Origin of the sequence: Phenylobacterium sp. (assembly GCF_036502675.1) — a bacterium.
GTDB lineage: Bacteria > Pseudomonadota > Alphaproteobacteria > Caulobacterales > Caulobacteraceae > Phenylobacterium.
In genome coordinates this window covers 35,360-55,072 of the sequence record NZ_DASXYF010000144.1, presented here as the reverse complement: position 1 = coordinate 55,072, position 19,713 = coordinate 35,360, and the positions used below count along the sequence as shown (strand labels likewise).

Genomic DNA, 19,713 nt, shown 5'->3' with positions numbered 1-19,713 from the left:
GGTGGGCGGGACCCTGCACCTGGAGCCGACGCGTGACGGACACGTGCTGGCGGCAGTGACGCAGGAAGTCTGGATCGAAGATCCGCACGCCCGCGGCCGCGCCTTCCTGAAGCGCTACAACCGGACGTTCGAACAGCTGAGCTGAGATCCTCCCCTCAGGGGGCGGGCCGGCGGGCGCTTCAGCTCAGTTTTCCCCGCTCATCCCGGCGAAGGCCGGGATCCAGATGGCGAGCGCTGAGGTGGGTTCCTCTAACGCCGCGTCGAGCCCGGCCTTCGCCGGGATGAGCGGATAATAAATGTATAGGTCCGAGACCTCCCGTGGGCGTTTGGCCCCGGCCCTCAGACCGCCAGCGCCCGCGGCAGCTTGAAGATCACGGTCTCCGGCTCGGCTTCGGCTTCCTGGATGGTCAGGTCGAAGGTTCGGGCCAGACGATCGAGCAGTCCGTTCACCAGCACCTCGGGCGCCGAGGCGCCGGCGGTGACGCCGACCACGCGCGCGCCTTCCAGCCAGGCGAGGTCCAGGGCCGTCGCGTCCTCGATCAGGTAGGACGCGGCCCCGGCCCGGTGGCCGACCTCGGCCAGGCGCACCGAGTTGGACGAATTGGCGCTGCCCAGGACCAGCAGCACGTCGCACTTCGCGCCCACCGTCTTGACCGCCTCCTGGCGGTTGGTGGTCGCGTAGCAGATGTCCTCCTTGTACGGCGTGGCGATCGCCGGGAAGCGCGCGCGCAGCGCCGCGATGATCCCGGCGGTGTCGTCCACCGACAAGGTGGTCTGGGTGATGAAGGCGACGTTGGCGGGGTCGCGGGGCTGGAAATCCGCCACGTCCGCGACGGTCTCGATCAGCGCCACCGCCCCCTGCGGCAGTTGGCCCAGGGTGCCCACCACCTCGGGATGGCCGGCGTGACCAATCAGCACAATCTCGCGCCCGGCCTCGTGGTGGCGCTGGGCCTCCACATGCACCTTGGAGACCAGCGGGCAGGTGGCGTCGAGGTAGAGCATCTCGCGGGCCCTGGCTTCGGCCGGCACGCGCTTCGGCACGCCGTGGGCGGAGAACACCACCGGCCGGTCGGCGGGACACTGGTCGAGCTCCTCGACGAAGACGGCCCCCAGGGCCCGCAGGCGCTCGACCACGTGGCGGTTGTGGACGATCTCGTGGCGCACGTAGACCGGGGCGCCGTACTTGGCGATGGCGCGCTCGACGATCTGGATCGCCCGGTCGACGCCGGCGCAGAAGCCTCGCGGCGTGGCGAGCAGGACCTTCAGCGGCCGGCGCAGGGAGGGGGTGGTCATGGGGCGCAACCTAGGCCGCCGCGCGCCCCGCCGCCAGCCGCGTTGCGGCGCCTGGCGATTGGCTTTACTTAGGCCGCGACGGCGCGGACCTTCTTCGCGCCCCCAGTCCTGGACGCGAACCCATGCGCCGCCTGCTGCTTATCCTCGCCGTCGTCGTCGTCGCCGATCTGGCGACGCCGCTCGCCGCTTTCGCCCAGCGCGACCGCGGGGAGGACCAGCAGCAGGACCAGGACGACGCCTCCGCCAAGCGCCGCAAGCAGGACAAGGAGTGGGGCGACGGCCAGGCGCCCCTGCCGCAGCTGCGCAACGCCGGGCCCTGCCCGTTCGTGAAGGTGCTCTACGACGCCGCCCGCTACCAGGAGTTCAAGGACGGCCGCGAGGCGTCGAACGCGGTGGGCTACACCGCCGAGATCCAGGGGATCTCCGCCGGCTGCCAGTACAAGAGCGACGAGCCGATCAAGCTGCAGATGGAGATCCTGTTCGAGTTCGGCAAAGGCCCGACCGCGGCGGGATCGGCCAAGACCTATCGCTACTGGGTGGCGGTGACGCATCGCAACGAAGAGGTGATCGCCAAGCAGTACTTCGACCTGCCGGTGAAGTTCCCCGAGGGGCAGGACCGGGTGATGCTGAGCGACAAGATCGCGCAGATCATGATCCCGCGCGCCGCGGCGACCACCTCCGGCTCCAACTTCGAGGTGCTGGTGGGGCTGGACGTGACCCCGGAGATGGCCGCCTTCAACCGGGACGGCAAGCGCTTCCGCGTCAACGCCGGCGCGACGGTCGCGGCTTCCGGGGACGGCGCCGCCAAGCCATGAGCGACCTGAAGCGGTCCCTGGGCGAAGCGGTCTCGGCCGCCTTCGCCGCCGCCGGCTTGCCCGCGACGCTGGGCCGGGTGACCGCCTCCGACCGGCCCGACCTGGCGGACTTCCAGTGCAACGGCGCCCTGCCGGCCGCCAAGGCCGCGGGCCGCAACCCGCGCGAAGTGGCCGCCGAGGTGGCGGAGAAGCTGGGCGGCGACGCGCGCCTGGCGGCCGTGGAAGTGGCCGGGCCGGGGTTCGTCAACCTGCGGGTCAGCGACATCGCCCTGTCGGCGCGGGCGAACGAGATCGCCGCCGACCCGCGGGCAGGCGCGGCGGCGGTGGCCGAGCCCCGGCGGATCGTCATCGACTACGGCGGGCCCAATGTGGCCAAGCCGATGCACGTGGGCCACCTGCGCTCCTCGATCATCGGCGAGGCGCTGAAGCGGATCTACCGGTTCCGCGGCGACATGGTGACCGGCGACGCCCACTTCGGCGACTGGGGCTACCAGATGGGCCTGCTGATCGGCGCGGTGATGGACGAGTTCCCGGCGATCGCGAGCCTGGTCGAGGACCTCAATGAACGTCCCTCCGCCGGGGATCGGGCGGAGGACCGGCCGAACGTGCTTCTCGCGCTGGGCCTGGACGACCTTGACCGCCTCTATCCGATGGCCGCGTCGCAGGCGAAGGCGGACGACGGCTACCGCGACCGCGCGCGCAGGATAACGGCCGAGCTGCAGGCGAAGCGGCAGGGCTATCATCTGCTTTGGAAGCGGTTCCGCAACGTCACCCAGACGGCCCTGGCCCGCGACTTCCACGCACTCGGCGTCGACTTCGACCTCTGGAAGGGCGAGAGCGACGTGGACGGGCTGATCGAGCCGATGGTGGCCGAGCTGGCCGCCAAGGGCCTGCTGGAGGACGACCAGGGCGCGCGGATCGTGCGGGTGGCGCGCGAGGGCGACAGGAAGAAGCTGCCGCCGCTGCTGGTGGTGTCGTCCGAAGGCTCGGCCATGTACGGCACGACGGACCTGGCGACGGTGCTGGACCGCAAGCGCACGCTGGCGCCCGACCACGTGCTCTACTGCGTGGACCAGCGGCAGGCCGACCACTTCGAGGTGGTGTTCCGCGCGGCCTACCTGGCGGGCTACGCCACCGAGGGCGGCCTGGAGCACATCGGCTTCGGCACCATGAACGGGACCGACGGCAAGCCCTTCAAGACCCGCGAGGGCGGGGTGCTGAAGCTGAACGACCTGATCGAGATGACCCGGGGCAAGGCGCGCGAGCGGCTGGTGGAGGCCGGGCTGGGCGGGGAGCTCGATCCGGAAGCCTTCGAGGCCACGGCGCGGATGGTGGCGGTGGCGGCGCTGAAGTTCGCCGACCTGCAGAACTTCCGCGGCGCCTCCTACGTCTTCGACCTGGACCGCTTCACCAGCTTCGAGGGCAAGACCGGCCCCTACCTGCTCTACCAGGCGGTGCGGGTGAAGTCCCTGCTGCGCAAGGCGGCGGAGGAGGGGGCCCAGGCCGGCGAGATCGTCGTGGCCGAGCCGGCCGAGCGCGCCCTGGCCCTGGTCCTCGACGCCTTCGATCAGGCGGTGGCCGAGGCCTACGACAAGAAGGCGCCCAATGCGGTGGCCGAGCACGCCTACCGGCTGGCGCAGGCGTTCTCGAAGTTCTACGCCGTCTGCCCGATCCTGGGGGCGGCGACGGCGGAGATGCGGCGGTCGCGGCTGGGGCTGGCGACCACGGTGCTGGCGCAGCTGGAGCGGGCGCTGGACCTGCTGGGGATCGAGACGCCGGCGCGGATGTAGGGGCCTTGCCGCCGCGCGGATCGGCGTGGCAGGGAGGGGCGAACAGCAGCCGGACCCGAGAGCCATGTCCCACGCCGACATCTACACCCGCCCCGCCGACATCGACGCGGACACCCTGGCGAACCTCGGGCCGCTGCGCGCGCTGGCCGGGGTGTGGCGGGGCGTGGGGGGCGTGGACCTCAACCCGGGACCGGAGGGGGCGCGCACCAGCCCGTTCGAAGAGACCGTCGAACTGCAGCCGATCGATCCGCAGACCAACGGGCCGCAGCTGTTCTACGGCCTGCGCTACCACTCGCACATGACCAAGCCGGGGGAGATCGGGACCTACCACGGCCAGCTCGGCTACTGGCTGTGGGAGCCGGCGACCGGGCTGATCATCCACTCCTTCACCATCCCCCGCGGCCAGGTGGTGCTGGCCGAAGGCCGGGCGGCCGCGGACGCCACGACCTTCGAGGTCAAGGCGACGCGGGGGACGACGCGGGACGGGATCTGCTCGACGGGCTTCCTGGAGGCCGCGTTCCGGACGGACGAATTCCACATGACGGTGACGGCGAATCCGGACGGCGGCTGGTCCTATTTCCAGGACACGGTGATGCAGATCCGCGACCGCGCCGAGCCGTTCCACCACACCGACAGGAACACGCTGTCCCTCGTGAGCCCGCCCACCCCCAACCCGCTGGCCCGCGGAGCCCGGTGACAGGAAATCCCCCTCGGTGGGTGACGCGAAGGGGGCCGCCGCTTTTCCCGGCGTCCGGCAATCCCGTCCACAGGCGCGGCGGCATTGCGCGTTGACTTGGGCCGCCCGATCCAACAGGGTCGCGGCGACTCTCGCGGGAGAGACCGGGCTTCGCGCCCGGAGCCGAAGGCGCAACCGCCCCGGAAACGCTCAGGCAAAAGGACCGCGAAGGGCTGATGAACGCTGGAAAGCAGCCGTCGCAGTGCGGCTCGCCGAAGGAGCAGGGGATCTAGCCGGGCGACCGGCCGGGTCTGAAATCTCTCAGGCACGAAGGACAGCGGGGGCAGGCGCGGTGGAACCCTTCCGCCGTGTCGCAAGCCATCAGCCGGAGTCCGCGTCCCTTGTCTCTACCCACCGCCGACCTGAAGACCACGCCGCTCACCGAGGCCCATGTCGCCCTGGGCGCGCGGATGGTGCCGTTCGGCGGCTATTCCATGCCGGTGCAGTACAGCGACGGGGTGCTGAAGGAGCACCTGTGGACCCGCGAGCACGCCGGGGCCTTCGACGTGTCGCACATGGGTCCGGCTTACCTCAACCTCACCTCGCCTGCGGGAGACCCCGAGGCTGACCACGCGGCGATCTGCGCGATCCTCGAGCCGTTGATCAGCGGCGATATCCGGGGCCTGGGGCGCGGACGGCTCCGCTACACCCTCCTGCTCAACGACGACGGCGGAATCGTCGACGACCTCATGGTGGGCCGCCCGATCCGGGACCAGGGTCAGGGCTCCCTCCAGATCATCGTCAACGCCGGTACGAAGGAGGGGGATTTCGCGCGCATCGCCGCGGCCGCTGAGGGCAAGGCTACTCTGGAGCGCGCCGACGACCGGGCGCTGATCGCGGTGCAGGGGCCCGCGGCCGCGGCGGCGGTGACGGCGATCCTGCCTGAGGCCGCCGGCCTCTCTTTCATGGAGTTCCGCCGAATCCAGTACGAGGGCGGGTCGCTCTCGGTGTCCCGCTCCGGCTACACCGGCGAGGACGGGTTCGAGATCCTGGTCCCGAGGCGGCTGGCGACGGCCTTTTGGGACCGCCTCCTGGCCGACGCGCGGGTGCGGCCCATCGGCCTGGGGGCGCGGGACTCGCTCCGGCTGGAGGCCGGCCTGCCGCTCTATGGCCACGACCTGGACGAGACGGTGTCGCCGGTGGAGGCGGACCTGGGGTTCGCGCTCTCCAAGCGGCGGCGCAAGGCGATGGACTTCCTGGGCGCGGCGCGCATCGCCCGCGAGCTGGAGGCGGGACCTGCGCGGGTGCGCGTCGGCCTGAAGGTCGAGGGCGCGCCGGCCCGGGAGGGCGCGGAGATCGCCGGCCCCGGCGGCGCGGTGGTGGGCCGCGTCACCTCCGGCGGCTTTAGCCCCAGCCTTGGCCATCCCGTCGCCATGGCCTTCATCCCGCCCGCCCTGGCGGCGCCGGGGACGCAGCTATCGGCCCTCGTGCGCGGCAAGGCGCAGGCCGCCGAGGTCGTGACCCTGCCGTTCGTTCCCCATCGCTACGTCCGCCCAGCCTGAAGGAGCCCTGCATGCGTTTCACCAAGGACCACGAGTGGATCGAGCTGGAGGGCGGGATCGCCGTGGTGGGCATCACCGCCTACGCCGCCCAGCAGCTGGGCGACGTGGTGTTCGTCGAGGTTCCCGAGGTCGGCAAGACCGTCAAGGCGGGCGACGCACTGGCGGTGGTGGAGAGCGTCAAGGCCGCCTCCGACGTCTACGCCCCGGTCTCCGGCGAGGTGGTCGAGGCCAACGCCGACCTGGCCGACGCCCCCGACACCGTCAACGCCGCCCCTGAGGCCGCCGGCTGGTTCGCCAAGCTGAAGGGCGTCGACAAGGGCGAGTACGAAGCCCTGATGGACCGCCCGGCCTACGAGCAATTCCTGGACACGCTCTGACATGCGCTACCTGCCGCTCACCCCCGACGACCGCGCCCAGATGCTGGGCGTCATCGGTGTCCCTTCCATCGACGCGCTGTTCCGCGACGTGCCCGCGGCCGCGCGGCGCGAGGCGCTGTTCGACCTGCCGCTGCACGCGGGCGAGCTCGAAGTGGAGCGGGAGCTCTCGCGGCTGGCGGGCCTCAACCGGCCGGCGGGCGCGGGGCCGTTCTTCTGCGGGGCCGGCGCTTATCGCCACCATGTGCCGGCCAGCGTCGACCACCTGATCCAGCGCTCGGAGTTCCTGACCAGCTACACGCCCTACCAGCCGGAGATCGCCCAGGGCACGCTGCAGGTGCTGTTCGAGTTCCAGACCCAGGTGGCGGCCTTGACCGGGCTCGAGGTGGCCAACGCCTCGATGTACGACGGCTCCACCGCCTGCGCGGAAGCCGTGATGATGGCCCAGCGGGTGAACCGCCGGAAGAAGGCGGTGCTGTCCGGCGGCCTGCACCCGCACTATGCCGCCACCACCCAGACGCTGGCCCACGCCGAGGGCATGGAGATCGTCCGGCTGCCCGCCGCGATCGACGCCGAAGCGGCGGTGATCGCCGCCATCGACAGCGAAACCGCCTGCGTGGTGGTGCAGAACCCCAACGTGTTCGGCGTGGTCACTGACCTGACCGGGATCGCCCAGGCGGCGCATGCGGCCGGGGCGCTGCTGGTGGTGGCGACGACCGAGGCGGTGTCCCTGGGGCTGATCCGCTCGCCGGGCGAGATGGGGGCCGACATCGCCGTGGCCGAGGGCCAGTCGATCGGCAACGGGCTGAACTTCGGCGGCCCCTATGTGGGCCTGTTCGCCACGCGGGAGAAGTTCGTGCGCCAGATGCCCGGGCGGCTGGCCGGCGAGACGGTGGACGCCGAGGGCCGCCGCGGCTTCGTGCTGACGCTGTCGACCCGCGAGCAGCACATCCGGCGGGAGAAGGCGACCTCCAACATCTGCACCAACTCGGGCCTCTGCGCCCTGGCGTTTTCCATCCACATGTCGCTGCTGGGCGAGGCGGGGCTCAGGCGCCTGGCGGCCCTGAACCACGGCCGGGCGCGGATGTTGGCCGAGGCCCTGGCCGGGGTTCCCGGCCTGGAGATCCTCACCGCCCGGTACTTCAACGAGATCGCCGTGCGCGTCCCCGGCGACGCCGCCGCCCTGGTCGAGGATCTGCTGGCCGAGGGGATCGTGGCCGGGGTGCCGTTCTCGCGCCTCGACCCGGCCGCGGGGATGGACGACGTGCTGCTGCTGGCCGCCACCGAGACCACCAGCCCCGAAGACATCGCCGCGCTCGCGAGCGCCCTGCAACGGAGGACCCGCGCATGAGCCTGCAATCCGTCGGCCGCCCGACCCAGCCCGCGCCCGCCGCCGCGCAGGAGACGCACCGCTCGCTGACCGGCGGCCGGGGCCTGCTGCAGGACGAGGCGCTGCTGTTCGAGGTGGGCGGCCCGGAGCGCACCGGCGTCGACCTGCCCGAGCCGGAGCGGGACGCCTCGGACCTGGAGGGCCTGACGCGCACCGCGCCCATCGGCCTGGCCGGGCTCTCGGAGCCGGAGGCCATGCGCCACTACGTGCGGCTCTCCCAGAAGAACCACGCCATCGACCTGGCGCTCTATCCGCTGGGGTCGTGCACCATGAAGCACAACCCGCGCCTGAACGAGAAGGCGGCCCGGATGGCGGGGTTCGGCGACCTGCATCCCCTGCAACCGACGTCCACCACCCAAGGGGCGCTGCAGCTCATGGAGCGGCTGGCGCACTGGCTGAAGACGCTCACCGGCATGCCGGCGGTGGCGCTGTCTCCGAAGGCCGGGGCGCACGGCGAGCTCTGCGGCCTGCTGGCGATCCGCGCCGCCCATGAGGCTCGCGGCGACGCGGCCCGGCGGCGGGTGCTGACCCCCACCTCGGCGCACGGCACCAATCCGGCGACGGCGGCCTTCGTGGGCTATGACGTGACCGAGATCGCCCAGACCGAAGACGGCCGGGTGGACCTGGCGGACCTGGAGGCGAAGCTGGGGCCGGACGTGGCGGCGATCATGGTCACCAATCCCAACACCTGCGGCCTGTTCGAGCGCGACATCCTGGAGATCGCCCGGCTGACCCATGCGGCCGGGGCCTATTTCTACTGCGACGGGGCCAATTTCAACGCCATCGTCGGCCGGGTGCGGCCGGGCGACCTGGGCGTCGACGCCATGCACATCAACCTGCACAAGACCTTCTCCACCCCGCACGGCGGCGGCGGCCCGGGGGCGGGGCCGGTGGTGCTGTCCGAAGCGCTCGCGCCGTTCGCGCCGGCGCCCTGGATCGTCAGCGACGGCGAAGGCCTGCGGCTGGAGGAGGCGCAGACCGGCGCGGCGGCGCGGGCCTTCGGGCGGATGTGCGCCTTCCACGGCCAGATGGGCATGTTCGTGCGCGCCTACGCCTACATGCTGAGCCACGGGGCCGACGGCCTGCGGCAGGTGGCCGAGGACGCGGTGCTGAACGCCAACTACATCAAGGCGCGGCTCTCGGGCGTCATGTCGCCCGCCTTTCCCGAGGGCCCGTGCATGCACGAGGCGCTGTTCGACGACGCCTGGCTGGACGGGACGGGGGTGACCACCCTCGACTTCGCCAAGGGGATGATCGACGAGGGCTTCCACCCGATGACCATGTACTTCCCGCTGGTGGTGCACGGGGCGATGCTGATCGAGCCCACGGAGACGGAGTCCAGGCAGGAGATCGACCGGTTCTGCGAAGCGCTGCTGGCGCTGGCCGCGGCCGCCAGGGCGGGCGACGTGGAGCGGTTCAAGGGCGCGCCCTACCTGGCGCCGGTGCGGCGGCTCGACGAAACCCTGGCGGCGCGCAAGCCGCGGCTGACGTGGCGAAATGGTCCCACTGGTGTGGCGCCGACGCCGCTGGCGGCGGAATAGACTCACGTCAACAAAATTTAACCCGGCGTTCCCTTTACGATCCGGGGCCGGCCTCGCATATCAGCCGGACGTGGCTGCGGCCTGACCTCCCCCTCAGGGGCGTGGACACGCCCGCTTCAGGTCTGCAAGCCCCGTGTCCTTCGCCCTGTCCATGCCGCGCGCGCGCCGCTACGCCACCGACGAGATCGCCCGCGACGTCGTGGGTCGCATGCTGCGCCCCGTCCTGGTGGTGCTGGGGATCGTGGTCGTGCTGGCCGGGATCCTGATCGCGCCGCTGCCGGGCCCCGGCGGCCTGCCGGTGATCGTCATCGGCCTGATGCTGGTGCTGCGCAACTCGTTCAAGGCGCGCCGGCACTTCGTGCGGTTCCAGCGGGCCCACCCCAAGATGGTCTTCCCGATCCGGCGGCTGCTGCGCCGCGAGCCGGAAGTGTTCGCCGTGGCCTGGCAGCAGACGCTGCGGATCGAGCGGCTGCTGCTGCCCGCCCGCTGGCGCTTCTGCGCGAAGTCGCGCCGTTATGTGCGGCGGCGTTTCCGGACGGCGGGGGAAGGCTAGGAGCTCACCGCCCCCCGGCGAAGGCGCGGGACGCCAGCTGCTCCAGCGCCTGGTCGACCAGCGGGTCGGCCTTGGCGCCGGCGAGGCGCTCGGTCAGGACCTGCTCGGCCATCTGGGCGGCCAGGTCGGCGGCGGCGGCCTTCACGTCGGTGGTGGCCTGGGCCTCGGCGACGGCGATGCGGCGCTCGGCCAGTTCGCCCCGGCGCTGGATCTGCTCGGCCAGCTTGACCTCCGCCTCGGCCTGCAGGCGCTTGGCCTCGTCCTTGGCGGCGGCCAGCATGGCGACGGCCTGACGTTCGGCCTCCGCCCGCTGCTCGGTGATCTGCGCCAGCAGGGCCTGGGCCTCCTTGCGCAGGGCCGCGGCCTCGTCGAGCTGGGCCTGCACCTTGCGGCCGCTCTCGCCGAGCGCGGTCCAGGCGAGCTTGTGGACGCCGGCGGCCACCAGGATGCCCAGGAAGACCACCAGGGCGACGCCGACCCAGAAGTGGGCGTCCAGAAACAATTCCATCAGCTCATCCCCTGGCGGCCTGGGCGGCGGCGGCCTCGGCGGCCGTCGGCGCGCGGCCGGTCAGTTTCTCGACGATCGCGGCGGCCGCCTGCACGGCGATGTCGCCCACATTGCCCATCGCCCGGTCGCGCGCCTCGGCGATAGCCGCCTCGGCCTTGCCGGTGGTCTCGGCGAGCTTGGCCTCTTCGACGGCGAGCCGTTCGGAGACCTTGGCGCGGGCCTTGGCGCGTGCGTCCTGGGCCAGCTTGTGGCTTTCGGCGCGGGCCTTGGCGCGATCCGCGGCCGCGGCCGCGGCCTGGGCGTCGGCGTCGGCCTTCAGGCTGCGGGCCTGGGCGATGTCGCCGGCGATGCGGTCTTCGCGGTCGGCGATGGCGCCGCCCAGCCGCGGCACCGCGAACAGTCGCATGAACGCCAGGATCACCACGAAGATGATCAGCAGCCATGCGATCTGCCCCGGCCACCAGGTCGGGTCGAACTGCGGCAGGCCGCCGCCTTCGTGGCCCGCGGCCCCTGCGGACCCGTGGGGTTGGCTTTCCATCGGCGTGGCCTACGGCCCGCCTTAGACGAAGCGCAGCAGCAGCGCGACCACGAGGGCGAAGATGCCCATCGATTCGGTCAGCGCCATGCCGAGGAACAGCATCGGCTGCTGGCTGGCGGCGGCGGCCGGGTTGCGGATGGCGGCTTGCAGGTAGTTGCCGAACAGGATGCCCAGGCCCGCGCCCGCGCCGATCATGCCCATCGTAGCCAGACCGGCGCCGATGTACTTGGCGGCTTCAACTTCCATGATCTTAGTTCCCTTGAGAGACGAGTTGATTGGGGAGTGACGCCGTCAGTGGCCGTGGCCGAAGTTGACGACTTCGTTGATGTAGACGGTCGCCAGGGCGGCGAACACGAAGGCCTGCAGGAAGGCGACGATCAGTTCCAGGCCGGTCAGGGCGACGATCATGCCCAGCGACAGGGCCGAGCCCAGGAAGCCCAGGGTGGCGATCCCGCCGGAGAGGCCGACGATGCCCAGGGCCACCACGAAGCTGCCGAAGATGCTCATCACCACGTGGCCGCCCAGCATGTTGCCGAACAACCGCATGGCCAGGGTGAGCGGGCGCGCGAAGTACGAGACCATCTCGATCGGCACCATGAAGACCAGCAGCGGCAGCGGCATGCCGGAGGGCACGAACAGCTTCACGAAGCCCGGGCCGTTCTTGACGAAGCCCAGGATCAGGCAGGTCAGGAAGGTCATGACCGCCAGCGTCGCGGTGACGGCGAGCTGCGCCGTCACGGTGAAGGTCCAGGTCTGGCCCGCCAGGCTGCCGACCGACAGGAGGACGCCCATCAGGTTGAACGTCATGATCAGCATGAACAGGCTGAAGATGAACGGGATGTAGGGCCGGCCCTTGGGCCCGATGATCGGGCCGACCAGCACGTTGTCGATGATGCCGTAGAGCGCCTCGGCCACCGCCTGGCCGCGGTCGGGCACCAGCCGGCCCCGGGCGGTGAGCAGCAGGAAACCGATCACGATGGCCGCGCCGACCATCATCGCCAGCACCGAATTGGTGATCGACATGTCGATCGCCAGCCCGCCGATATGCACCGGCGGCAGATCCACGACCTTGTGGATCAGGAACTGGTGCATCGGGTCGATTTTCGGCTGTTGCGCCATTCCGTCGGGCCTCAATCGTCTTCGTCTTCATCGGGAACGCCAGGCAGGGGCCCGGCCGCTTCCGTCGCCGTGTTGTTCACCTTCGCCGCGCTCTTCACGGCGACGAAGACCGAGAGCCCCGTGCCGATCAGCAAACCGCAGATCAGACCCAGCGGCGTCGTATGTGCGAAGCGATCGATCAGCCAGCCGAAGCCGGCGCCACCGAGTACGCCCCCAACCACTTCGCCGAGGAAGCGGTAACCCTGGCCCACGGCGAGCCGAGCCACGGGGCTCGACTTGCGGGTGCGTTCGGCCTCGAACGCATCCAACCGCGCCTGGAGGCTGTGCGGAGCCTCGCGGGGCGGTTCGTCCGACTTCGGCATGGCGTCGTAAGGCCTCTTCGACCGCGACGACGCCGCCGCAGTGGGGGCTTTAGGTCGCGCGGAACCTATAGACGCGGTTGCAGTGCGTCAAGGCTGGGTGGGCGTTCTTTAAGCCATTGTATTATAACGTTGTTTTTCAGGGCGCGGCGGCGTCGATGTGCGGAAGCGGATTCCCACTCGGCTACCGTGGCCTGTAAGCGCCCCTACCCTTGAACGTCATCGCCGGGCTCGTCCCGACGACCCAAGACCACCGAGATCGGAGGCTGGCTGGCAGGCGTCGTGTTCATGGATCCCCGGCATTCCGCGCTGCGCGCTGCAGCCGAGGATGACGTTCATGAAAGAGGAAGCGCCTACCTCATTGCGCCGCCATCGCCTCGGCCTGGCGCAGGTCGACGGAGACCAGCTGGGAGACGCCGCGCTCGGCCATGGTGACGCCGAACAGCCGGTCCATGCGGGCCATGGTCACCGGGTTGTGGGTGATGGCGATGAAACGGGTCTCGGTGCGGTTGCGCATCTCGTCGAGCAGGTTGCAGAACCGCTCGACGTTGGCGTCATCGAGCGGGGCGTCCACCTCGTCCAGCACGCAGACCGGCGCGGGGTTGGCCAGGAACACCGCGAAGATCAGGGCCGCGGCGGTCAGCGCCTGCTCGCCGCCGCTCATCAGGCTCATGGTGGTCAGCCGCTTGCCGGGCGGGCAGGCGAAGATCTCCAGGCCCGCCTCCAGCGGGTCGTCGGACTCCACCAGCCGCAGCTCGGCCTGGCCGCCCTGGAACAGCGCGTCGAACAGCGCCTTGAAGTGGCCGTTGATCACCTCGAACGCGGCCAGCAGGCGCTCGCGGCCCTCGCCGTTCAGCTCGTCGATCCCCTGGCGCAGGCGGGCGATGGCGCCGGTGAGGTCGGCCCGCTCGGTCAGCAGGGCCTGCAGGCGGCCGGAGACCTCGCCCGCCTCGTCCTCGGCGCGCAGGTTGACCGGGCCGATGGCGTCGCGCTGGCGCTCCAGGTTGTAGAGGTGGGCCTCGACGCCGCCGGCCTCGGCGGGGATGGCGACCGCCTCCTCGGCCAGGCGCCGGCGCAGCTCCTCGGGCTCCAGGCGCGCGGTCTCGCGCAGCTGGGCGGTGATCTCGGCCAGCCGCTCGCGGGCGGCCTCCAGCCGGGCGGCGACGCTGGCGCGGCGCTCGCGCGTCTCGGCGGCGGTGGCGGCGGCGGCGCGCAGCGACCGGTCGGCGCCGGCCCGCCCGGCCTCGGCGGCGGTCAGGGCGTCGTTGGACTTTGCCCGGCGGGCCTCGGCGGCGGACAGTTCGTCGAGCAGCTTCGTGCGGCGGTCGTCCAGGGTGGCCGGCAGGGCGTGGACGCGGTCCAGCTCGGACTGCGCCGTCGCGCGGTCCCGGGCGAGGGTCTCCAGCCGCCTGGACGCCGCGGCGGCGCGGCGGTTCCAGTCGTCGCGGTCGCGGATGAGGTTGGCCAGCCGGCGGGCGCGGCCGTCGCGTTCGCGCACCTCGACGTCGAGCGCCGCGCGGGCGGCGGCGGCGGCCTCCCGGGCAGGGCCGGCGCCGGCGCGCGCCGCGGCCAGGCGGGCCGGCAGGTCCCCGACCTCGGGGGCGACGCCGGCGTCCCCGACCGCCACCCGCAGGATCGCCTCGGCGTCCTCCAGCTCCGTCTCGAAGCGGCGGATGACATCGTCCAGCGACTGGGCATGGGCCTCGCGGCGGGCCGCGTCGCGGTCGAGGCGCTCCAGGCCGGCGCGGGCGGCGGCGGCGCGCTGCTCGGCGGCGGGCGCGGCGCGGCGTGCGGTCTTCAGCGCCTCCTCGGCGGCGGAAACCTGCGCGGCGGCGGCCGTCCGGGCCTCGCGGTCCCACCGGGCGCGAGGCTCGAGCTTCTCGATCTCGGATTCCACCTCGGCGAGGCGGGTCTTCTGCTCCAGGCGCATGGCGGCCGGGCGCGGGGCCTCGGCGCGCGAGGTGAAGCCGTCCCAGCGCCAGAGGTCGCCTTCGCGCGACACCAGCCGCGCGCCGGGGGGCAGGGCGGACTGCAGGCGGGCGCCGTCGGCCCGGTCCACCAGGGCGGTGAAAGCCAGGCGGGCGGCCAGGGCCGGCGGCGCCTTGACCAGCGGCGCCAGCGGGGCGGCGCCGTCCGGCCAGCCGGGGGCCGCGGCGTCGCGGCCGCCCCAGAAGGCCGGGGCCTTGGGGTCGAGCGCCGCCTCCAGGTCGTCGCCCAGGGCCGCGGCCAGCGCCTTTTCGTAGCCGCGGTCGGGGGACACTTCGTCCAGGGCCGGCGCGAAGCCGCCGCGGCGCTGCTGGGCGACCAGCTGGGCCAGCGCCCGGGCCTCGGCGGTCAGGCGGGTGAGCTGGTCCTCCAGCTTGCGGGCGGCCTCGCGGGCGGCGACCTCGGCCTTGGCGGCGGCGGCGCGGACCTCCTCGGCGTCGTCCAGGGCCTGGCGGGCGGCGGCGAGGCCGGCGTCCGCGGCCGCCAGCCCGGTGCGGGCCTGGGCGAGCTGCGGGTTCTCGGCGGGACCCAGCCGGGTCCGTTCCTGGCGGGCCTGGTCGAGGGCGCGGCGGGTGCGGGCGACCCGGACCTGCGCCTCCTCCACCCGCGCGGCGGCGGCGCGGCGGCGGGCTTCCTCGGCGGCGCCCTGGCTGGCCAGGGCCTCGACCTCGGACTCGGCGGCGGCGCGGGCGTCCTCGGCCGCCCGGGCGGCGGCTTCCAGCTCAGGAATGCGGGCCGGCGCCGCGGCGATGGCGGCTTCCAGGGCGGCCAGGTCGCCGGCGAGGTTCTTCAGCGCCGCCTGGGCGTCCTCGACGATCTGGCCCTCGCGGGCGCGGTCGGCGTCGAGGCGGCCGCGCTCGGCGGTGAGCCGTTCGACCTCGGCGGCCAGGGCCTCGCCCTCGCGGTCCAGGCGGTCCTTGTCGATGGCCAGCTTGTGCAGCACGGCCGCGGCGATGGTCTCGGCCTCGCGCAGCGGCTTGATGGCCTGTTCGGCGTCGGCGGCGCGGGTGGTGGCGGCGGCGGCGGCGCGGGCGGCTTCCTCGACGGCGCGGCCGCCTTCCTCAGCCTCCGCGGTCAGGCGCTCGCCGGCCTGGCTGGCCTCGGCCCAGCGGGCGAACAGCAACGCGCCCTGCAGGGCGCGGACCTCGGCGGAAAGCTTGCGGTAGCGCTCGGCCTGGCGGGCCTCGCGCTTCAGGCGCCCGAGGTTGGCGTCCAGCTCGCGGGTGACGTCGTCCAGCCGGGCGAGGTTGGCCTCGGCGGCACGCAGGCGCAGCTCGGCCTCGTGGCGGCGGGAGTGCAGGCCGGAGACCCCCGCCGCCTCCTCCAGCACCATGCGCCGGTTCTGCGGCTTGGCGGAGATCAGCTCGGAGATCTGTCCCTGGCGCACCAGGGCCGGGGAGTTGGAGCCGGTGGAGGCGTCGGCGAACAGCAGCTGGACGTCGCGGGCGCGGACCTCGCGGCCGTTGATGCGGTAGGTGGAGCCGGCGCCCTTGTCGATGCGGCGCACCACCTCCAGCACCGGCTCGGCGTTGAAGGCCGCCGGCGCCTTGCGGTCGGCGTTGTCGATGGTCAGCGACACCTCGGCGTGGTTGCGCGAGGGCCGCCCGGATGAGCCTGCGAAGATCACGTCGTCCATGCCGCCGGCCCGCATGGCCTTGGCGGAATTGGCGCCCATCACCCAGCGCAGGGCCTCGAGGATGTTGGACTTGCCGCAGCCGTTCGGGCCGACGACGCCCGTGACCCCGGGCTCGATCCGGAACTCGGTCGGATCGACGAAGGACTTGAAGCCCGCGATCTTGAGGCGCTGGAAATGCACCGCGGCGCTCGGGCCTCCCTATTTCGAGGCTTCGGCCACGGCCGCGTCGAGCTCGGCCATGGTGATCTCGCCCTCCTTCACCTTCTTGCCGTTGAGCTCGAAGGTGGGGGTGGCGTTGATCTTCTCGTCGCGGACGGCCTTCTCGACCCGGTCGTTCAGCGCCTTCAGCGCCGCCTCGTCGGAGACGCAGGCGTCGAAGGCCTGCTCGGTCATGCCCATCGACTGGGCGATACGCAGCAGGACGCCGCGGTAGTCCTGGGTCTGGGCCATTTCCTGCTGGTTGTGGAATACGGCGTCGACGGCCGGAAAGTATTTGTCCTTGCCTGCGCAGCGGGCCATCAGGAAGGCGGCGGCGGCCACCTGGTTCGGCGGGGTCAGGAACTCGCGGAACGTGTAGTGGACCTTGCCGGTGTCGATGTATTTCTTCTTGAACTGCGGGAACACGTCGTTGTTGAAGCGCGCGCAGTGCGGGCAGGTGGCCGAGGCGTACTCCACCATCTTCACCTTGGCGGCCGGATCGCCCATCGTCATGTCGGCGGTGGAGGCCTGGCCCGCGCCGCCCGGCTTCGAGCAGCCGGCCAGGGCCAGGCTCGCCAGCGTGGCCAGGATCAGCAGGCGGCGGGTGGACTGCAACATGTAGGGTCCTTTGGTCGGTCCGATCAGGGAGTAGAGCGCGATTCCCTGCGCTTGGCCGCAGGAACGGCGCGCCGGGAGTCGAAGTCAACGCCGCGGCGTTGTCGCAGGGCCCGGGCCTCGGAGCGCGGCGTCGACCGCCGCCGTGAGGTCGGCGTAGGCCCAGTTGCCCTCGTGCGCCTTCCTGCCGTCGAGGAAGAAGGTGGGCGTGCTTTCGACCCCGTCGCGGTCCACCGCCTGCTGCACCCGGGCGTTCATCGCCGCCAGCGCCGCCTTGTCGGAGACGCAGGCCTCGGCCTGCGCCTTGCCGAGGCCGGCCGCCTGGGCCACGGCGAGCAGCCCGCCGGGATGGAAGAGTTCCTCCTGGCGGCGGAACACCAGGTCGAGGGTGGGGAAGTAGCGCGCCGGCCCCCGGCAGCGGGCGATCAGGAAGCCGGCGGCCGCCACCTCCTCCGGCGGCGTCAGCATCTCCTTCAGGGTGTAGTGCACCTTGCCGGTGTCGATGTAGGCCTTGCGGAAAGGGCCGAAGACCTCGTTGTTGAACGCCGCGCAGTGCGGGCAGCTCGCCGAGGCGTATTCCACCAGCTTCACCTTCGCCGAGGGGCGGCCCAGGCTGACGTCGCCCTGGGCCATGGCCGTGGCGGCGTGCGCGGCGGGGGCGAGCGCCAGGCCGGCGGCGGCGGCCAGGACGAAGCGGCGGTCGGGCGGGATCATCGGCGGGTCGGGTCCTCGGTGCGGCGCAGCACGTTGCGGCCGAGCTCGGTCAGGGCGGTCTTCAGCGGGCCGTCCGGCGCGGCGGCAAGGCCCCGGGCCAGCTCGGCCTCGCGGGCGGCGTCGAGCGGCGGCAGCCGGCGTCGGACCGGGTGGCGCGCGGCGGCGGCCTCGCCCGGATTGCGCAAGGGGCCCTGGACGATCCGCAGCCGGTCGACGGCGCCCGCGCCCAAAAACAGGTTCACCCGCGCCAGGATCTGCGGCTGCTGGTGCTGGATCAGGGCCGCGGCGGGGCCGGCCACGCGGATCTCCAGCGCCGCCGGGCCGCCGGCGCGAGGCCTGGTCAGCTTCACCGGCTCGGTGCGCCGGGCGATGTCGGGGCCGACGATCTCGCGCCAGCGGGCCTGCAGCGCGCCCGGCCCCTGGCCGAAGCGGGCGTCCAACTCCTTTACGAAGCCGTTGAGCGCACGGCCGGCCGGGGGCGGCGGGCGGCGCTGCGGGCGCGTGCGCTTGCGCGCCAGGATGTCGATCGCTTCGGCCGGGGTGGGCAGGGGGCGGCGCATGGCGGCATCATAACGCGGTTGGCGGCGGTGCGAAGGCCGGGAGTCCTTGAGACCCACGCGGGCGATTCCAACGCCGGCCCTTACGTCGGTAAACACTTTTCCAGGGTGGCGGACAACACCCCTGAGTTTTCTGAAATCATATTTGAATCAACAGGTTGTATGGACTCCGAGGTGTTGCCGGGCGCTGAACCGGTAAACACCCTGGGATGTCGGCCGGTAAACACTTTGCAAGGCTCCGCCACACGCGGACGCCGCAGGCGGGCCGCTCGGAGAGCGTAGTCCAGGCGGCGCCTCACGACAAGAACATAGTGAGAACATTTGGCCAAGAACCCTTCCCCCTGATGGGCCGGACGAGGCCGCCTTGCCGCGGCGCCGGCGACCACTCCCTAGCCGCCATCCCCTCCGGCGCGCTATGCACCCTCCGTGACCCCCGACCGACTCCGCGCCCGCCTGCTGGGCTGGTACGACGCCCATGCCCGCGACCTGCCCTGGCGTGTAGGGCCGGCGGACGGCGCCACGGGCGTGCGGGCCGATCCCTACCGGGTGTGGCTGTCGGAGGTGATGCTGCAGCAGACCACGACGCCGCACGCCGCGCCGTACTTCCTCACCTTCACACGCCGGTGGCCGACGGTCTCGGACCTGGCGGCGGCGGCGGACGGGGACGTGATGGCCGCCTGGGCGGGGCTGGGCTACTACGCCCGCGCCCGCAACCTGCTGGCCTGCGCCCGGGCGGTGGCGTCGGCGCACGGGGGCGTGTTTCCGGACAGCGAGGAGGCCTTGCGCGCCCTGCCGGGGCTGGGGCCCTACACCGCCGCCGCGGTGGCGGCGATCGCCTTCGACCGGCCGGCCAACGTGGTGGACGGCAACGTCGAGCGTGTCATGGCGCGGCTGTTCGCGGTGGAGGCGCCGCTGCCGGACGCCAAGCCGGAGCTGAAGCGGCTGGCCGGCGCGCTGGTGCGCGACGAGCGGCCCGGCGACTGGGCCCAGGCGCTGATGGACCTGGGGGCCACGGTCTGCCGGCCGAAGGCGCCGCTTTGCGACCGTTGCCCGGTCCCGGATTCCTGCGCGGCCCTGGCGACCGGCGCGCCGGAGGGCTTTCCCCGCAAGACCGCCAAGGCGGAGCGGCCGCACCGTTTCGGCGCAGCCTATGTGCTGACCCGCGGGGACGCGGTGGCGCTGGTGCGCCGGCCCCCCCGGGGGCTGCTGGGCGGCATGCTGGCCCTGCCCACCAGCGACTGGCGCGCCACGCGCTGGAGCGACGCCGAGGCGCTGGCCGCCGCGCCCGCGCCGGCCGCCTGGCGCCCGGCCGGGGAGGTGGAGCACGGCTTCACCCACTTCACCCTGACCCTGCAGCTCTACCGCGCCGAGGGCGAGATGGCCGACGCCGTCTGGACGCCGCGGTCCGGACTGGGCGCGCTGCCCAGCGTGTTCCTGAAGGCCGCGCGGGAAGGGCTGGACCGGCTGCTGTAGGATTTGCGGGAGCGGA

The 19,713-nt window shown here is 72.5% G+C and carries 19 protein-coding genes and 1 riboswitch; of the genes, 9 read left to right on the top strand and 10 right to left on the bottom strand.

Annotation, left to right across the window (positions count from 1 at the left end):
* Window positions 1-339: 339 nt before the first annotated feature.
* Window positions 340-1,293, bottom strand: a complete 954-nt coding sequence (gene ispH, locus VGL30_RS18695; RefSeq protein ID WP_331541543.1) for a 4-hydroxy-3-methylbut-2-enyl diphosphate reductase — start codon at window positions 1,291-1,293, stop codon at window positions 340-342.
* 122 nt (window positions 1,294-1,415) lie between these two features.
* Between ispH and VGL30_RS18690 the strand changes: the two genes are divergently transcribed.
* From VGL30_RS18690 to VGL30_RS18655, 8 genes are all read left to right on the top strand, one after another.
* Window positions 1,416-2,108 carry a Tat pathway signal sequence domain protein gene (locus VGL30_RS18690; protein WP_331541542.1) on the top strand — a complete coding sequence of 231 codons (693 nt, stop codon included), beginning with the start codon at window positions 1,416-1,418 and terminating at the stop codon, window positions 2,106-2,108.
* Complete coding sequence (locus tag VGL30_RS18685; protein WP_331541541.1) at window positions 2,105-3,898, top strand: arginine--tRNA ligase; 1,794 nt, start codon at window positions 2,105-2,107, stop codon at window positions 3,896-3,898. The genes VGL30_RS18690 and VGL30_RS18685 overlap by 4 nt, the downstream gene beginning before the upstream one ends.
* A gap of 64 nt (window positions 3,899-3,962) precedes the next feature.
* A complete protein-coding gene (locus VGL30_RS18680) occupies window positions 3,963-4,595 on the top strand; it encodes an FABP family protein (protein ID WP_331541540.1) in 633 nt (210 codons plus the stop codon).
* Between the two features lie 124 nt (window positions 4,596-4,719).
* A riboswitch (glycine riboswitch) is annotated at window positions 4,720-4,810 on the top strand.
* A 165-nt stretch (window positions 4,811-4,975) separates the two neighbouring features.
* Window positions 4,976-6,136 (top strand): glycine cleavage system aminomethyltransferase GcvT, encoded by a 1,161-nt coding sequence (gene gcvT / locus VGL30_RS18675; RefSeq protein WP_331541539.1) that lies wholly within the window; start codon window positions 4,976-4,978, stop codon window positions 6,134-6,136.
* A gap of 11 nt (window positions 6,137-6,147) precedes the next feature.
* Window positions 6,148-6,513 carry a glycine cleavage system protein GcvH gene (gene gcvH, locus VGL30_RS18670; RefSeq protein WP_331541538.1) on the top strand — a complete coding sequence of 122 codons (366 nt, stop codon included), beginning with the start codon at window positions 6,148-6,150 and terminating at the stop codon, window positions 6,511-6,513.
* Between the two features lies 1 nt (window position 6,514).
* Window positions 6,515-7,861, top strand: a complete 1,347-nt coding sequence (gene gcvPA / locus VGL30_RS18665) for an aminomethyl-transferring glycine dehydrogenase subunit GcvPA (RefSeq protein WP_331541537.1) — start codon at window positions 6,515-6,517, stop codon at window positions 7,859-7,861.
* A complete protein-coding gene (gene gcvPB / locus VGL30_RS18660) occupies window positions 7,858-9,441 on the top strand; it encodes an aminomethyl-transferring glycine dehydrogenase subunit GcvPB (RefSeq protein WP_331541536.1) in 1,584 nt (527 codons plus the stop codon). The genes gcvPA and gcvPB overlap by 4 nt, the downstream gene beginning before the upstream one ends.
* Before the next feature lie 133 nt (window positions 9,442-9,574).
* Complete coding sequence (locus tag VGL30_RS18655; protein ID WP_331541535.1) at window positions 9,575-9,994, top strand: PGPGW domain-containing protein; 420 nt, start codon at window positions 9,575-9,577, stop codon at window positions 9,992-9,994.
* Window positions 9,995-9,998: 4 nt separating this feature from the next.
* Here VGL30_RS18655 and VGL30_RS18650 read toward each other — a convergent pair whose 3' ends face one another.
* From VGL30_RS18650 to VGL30_RS18610, 9 genes are all read right to left on the bottom strand, one after another.
* The gene (locus tag VGL30_RS18650; protein WP_331541534.1) at window positions 9,999-10,502 is read right to left on the bottom strand and encodes an ATP F0F1 synthase subunit B; all 504 of its coding nucleotides are present in this window, start codon (window positions 10,500-10,502) and stop codon (window positions 9,999-10,001) included.
* Window positions 10,503-10,506: 4 nt separating this feature from the next.
* A complete protein-coding gene (locus tag VGL30_RS18645) occupies window positions 10,507-11,040 on the bottom strand; it encodes a hypothetical protein (RefSeq protein WP_331541533.1) in 534 nt (177 codons plus the stop codon).
* 21 nt (window positions 11,041-11,061) lie between these two features.
* A complete protein-coding gene (locus VGL30_RS18640) occupies window positions 11,062-11,286 on the bottom strand; it encodes a F0F1 ATP synthase subunit C (RefSeq protein ID WP_305594906.1) in 225 nt (74 codons plus the stop codon).
* A 45-nt stretch (window positions 11,287-11,331) separates the two neighbouring features.
* Window positions 11,332-12,159 carry a F0F1 ATP synthase subunit A gene (locus VGL30_RS18635; protein ID WP_331541531.1) on the bottom strand — a complete coding sequence of 276 codons (828 nt, stop codon included), beginning with the start codon at window positions 12,157-12,159 and terminating at the stop codon, window positions 11,332-11,334.
* A gap of 11 nt (window positions 12,160-12,170) precedes the next feature.
* A complete protein-coding gene (locus VGL30_RS18630; RefSeq protein ID WP_331541530.1) occupies window positions 12,171-12,521 on the bottom strand; it encodes an AtpZ/AtpI family protein in 351 nt (116 codons plus the stop codon).
* A gap of 355 nt (window positions 12,522-12,876) precedes the next feature.
* Window positions 12,877-16,320, bottom strand: a complete 3,444-nt coding sequence (smc, locus tag VGL30_RS18625; RefSeq protein ID WP_331541529.1) for a chromosome segregation protein SMC — start codon at window positions 16,318-16,320, stop codon at window positions 12,877-12,879.
* 18 nt (window positions 16,321-16,338) lie between these two features.
* Complete coding sequence (locus VGL30_RS18620; protein WP_331541528.1) at window positions 16,339-16,956, bottom strand: DsbA family protein; 618 nt, start codon at window positions 16,954-16,956, stop codon at window positions 16,339-16,341.
* 84 nt (window positions 16,957-17,040) lie between these two features.
* The gene (locus VGL30_RS18615) at window positions 17,041-17,667 is read right to left on the bottom strand and encodes a DsbA family protein (protein ID WP_331541527.1); all 627 of its coding nucleotides are present in this window, start codon (window positions 17,665-17,667) and stop codon (window positions 17,041-17,043) included.
* Window positions 17,664-18,227: a DUF721 domain-containing protein gene (locus tag VGL30_RS18610; protein ID WP_331541526.1), complete on the bottom strand. Its 564-nt coding sequence runs from the start codon at window positions 18,225-18,227 to the stop codon at window positions 17,664-17,666. Before VGL30_RS18610 ends, VGL30_RS18615 begins: the two co-directional genes overlap by 4 nt.
* A gap of 423 nt (window positions 18,228-18,650) precedes the next feature.
* Between VGL30_RS18610 and mutY the strand changes: the two genes are divergently transcribed.
* Window positions 18,651-19,697 carry an A/G-specific adenine glycosylase gene (mutY, locus tag VGL30_RS18605; protein WP_331541525.1) on the top strand — a complete coding sequence of 349 codons (1,047 nt, stop codon included), beginning with the start codon at window positions 18,651-18,653 and terminating at the stop codon, window positions 19,695-19,697.
* The last annotated feature ends 16 nt before the right edge of the window (window positions 19,698-19,713 follow it).

Excerpts from the sequence above, each read along its gene's own strand:
- ispH (WP_331541543.1), bottom strand. The coding sequence starts at position 1,293 with ATGACCACCCCCTCCCTGCGCCGGCCGCTGAAGGTCCTGCTCGCCACG.
- VGL30_RS18615 (WP_331541527.1), bottom strand. The coding sequence starts at position 17,667 with ATGATCCCGCCCGACCGCCGCTTCGTCCTGGCCGCCGCCGCCGGCCTG.
- gcvPB (WP_331541536.1), top strand. The coding sequence starts at position 7,858 with ATGAGCCTGCAATCCGTCGGCCGCCCGACCCAGCCCGCGCCCGCCGCC.
- VGL30_RS18680 (WP_331541540.1), top strand. The coding sequence starts at position 3,963 with ATGTCCCACGCCGACATCTACACCCGCCCCGCCGACATCGACGCGGAC.
- VGL30_RS18645 (WP_331541533.1), bottom strand. The coding sequence starts at position 11,040 with ATGGAAAGCCAACCCCACGGGTCCGCAGGGGCCGCGGGCCACGAAGGC.
- VGL30_RS18650 (WP_331541534.1), bottom strand. The coding sequence starts at position 10,502 with ATGGAATTGTTTCTGGACGCCCACTTCTGGGTCGGCGTCGCCCTGGTG.
- gcvPA (WP_331541537.1), top strand. The coding sequence starts at position 6,515 with ATGCGCTACCTGCCGCTCACCCCCGACGACCGCGCCCAGATGCTGGGC.
- gcvH (WP_331541538.1), top strand. The coding sequence starts at position 6,148 with ATGCGTTTCACCAAGGACCACGAGTGGATCGAGCTGGAGGGCGGGATC.
- VGL30_RS18690 (WP_331541542.1), top strand. The coding sequence starts at position 1,416 with ATGCGCCGCCTGCTGCTTATCCTCGCCGTCGTCGTCGTCGCCGATCTG.
- VGL30_RS18610 (WP_331541526.1), bottom strand. The coding sequence starts at position 18,227 with ATGCGCCGCCCCCTGCCCACCCCGGCCGAAGCGATCGACATCCTGGCG.
- VGL30_RS18635 (WP_331541531.1), bottom strand. The coding sequence starts at position 12,159 with ATGGCGCAACAGCCGAAAATCGACCCGATGCACCAGTTCCTGATCCAC.
- VGL30_RS18630 (WP_331541530.1), bottom strand. The coding sequence starts at position 12,521 with ATGCCGAAGTCGGACGAACCGCCCCGCGAGGCTCCGCACAGCCTCCAG.
- VGL30_RS18685 (WP_331541541.1), top strand. The coding sequence starts at position 2,105 with ATGAGCGACCTGAAGCGGTCCCTGGGCGAAGCGGTCTCGGCCGCCTTC.
- VGL30_RS18640 (WP_305594906.1), bottom strand. The coding sequence starts at position 11,286 with ATGGAAGTTGAAGCCGCCAAGTACATCGGCGCCGGTCTGGCTACGATG.
- VGL30_RS18620 (WP_331541528.1), bottom strand. The coding sequence starts at position 16,956 with ATGTTGCAGTCCACCCGCCGCCTGCTGATCCTGGCCACGCTGGCGAGC.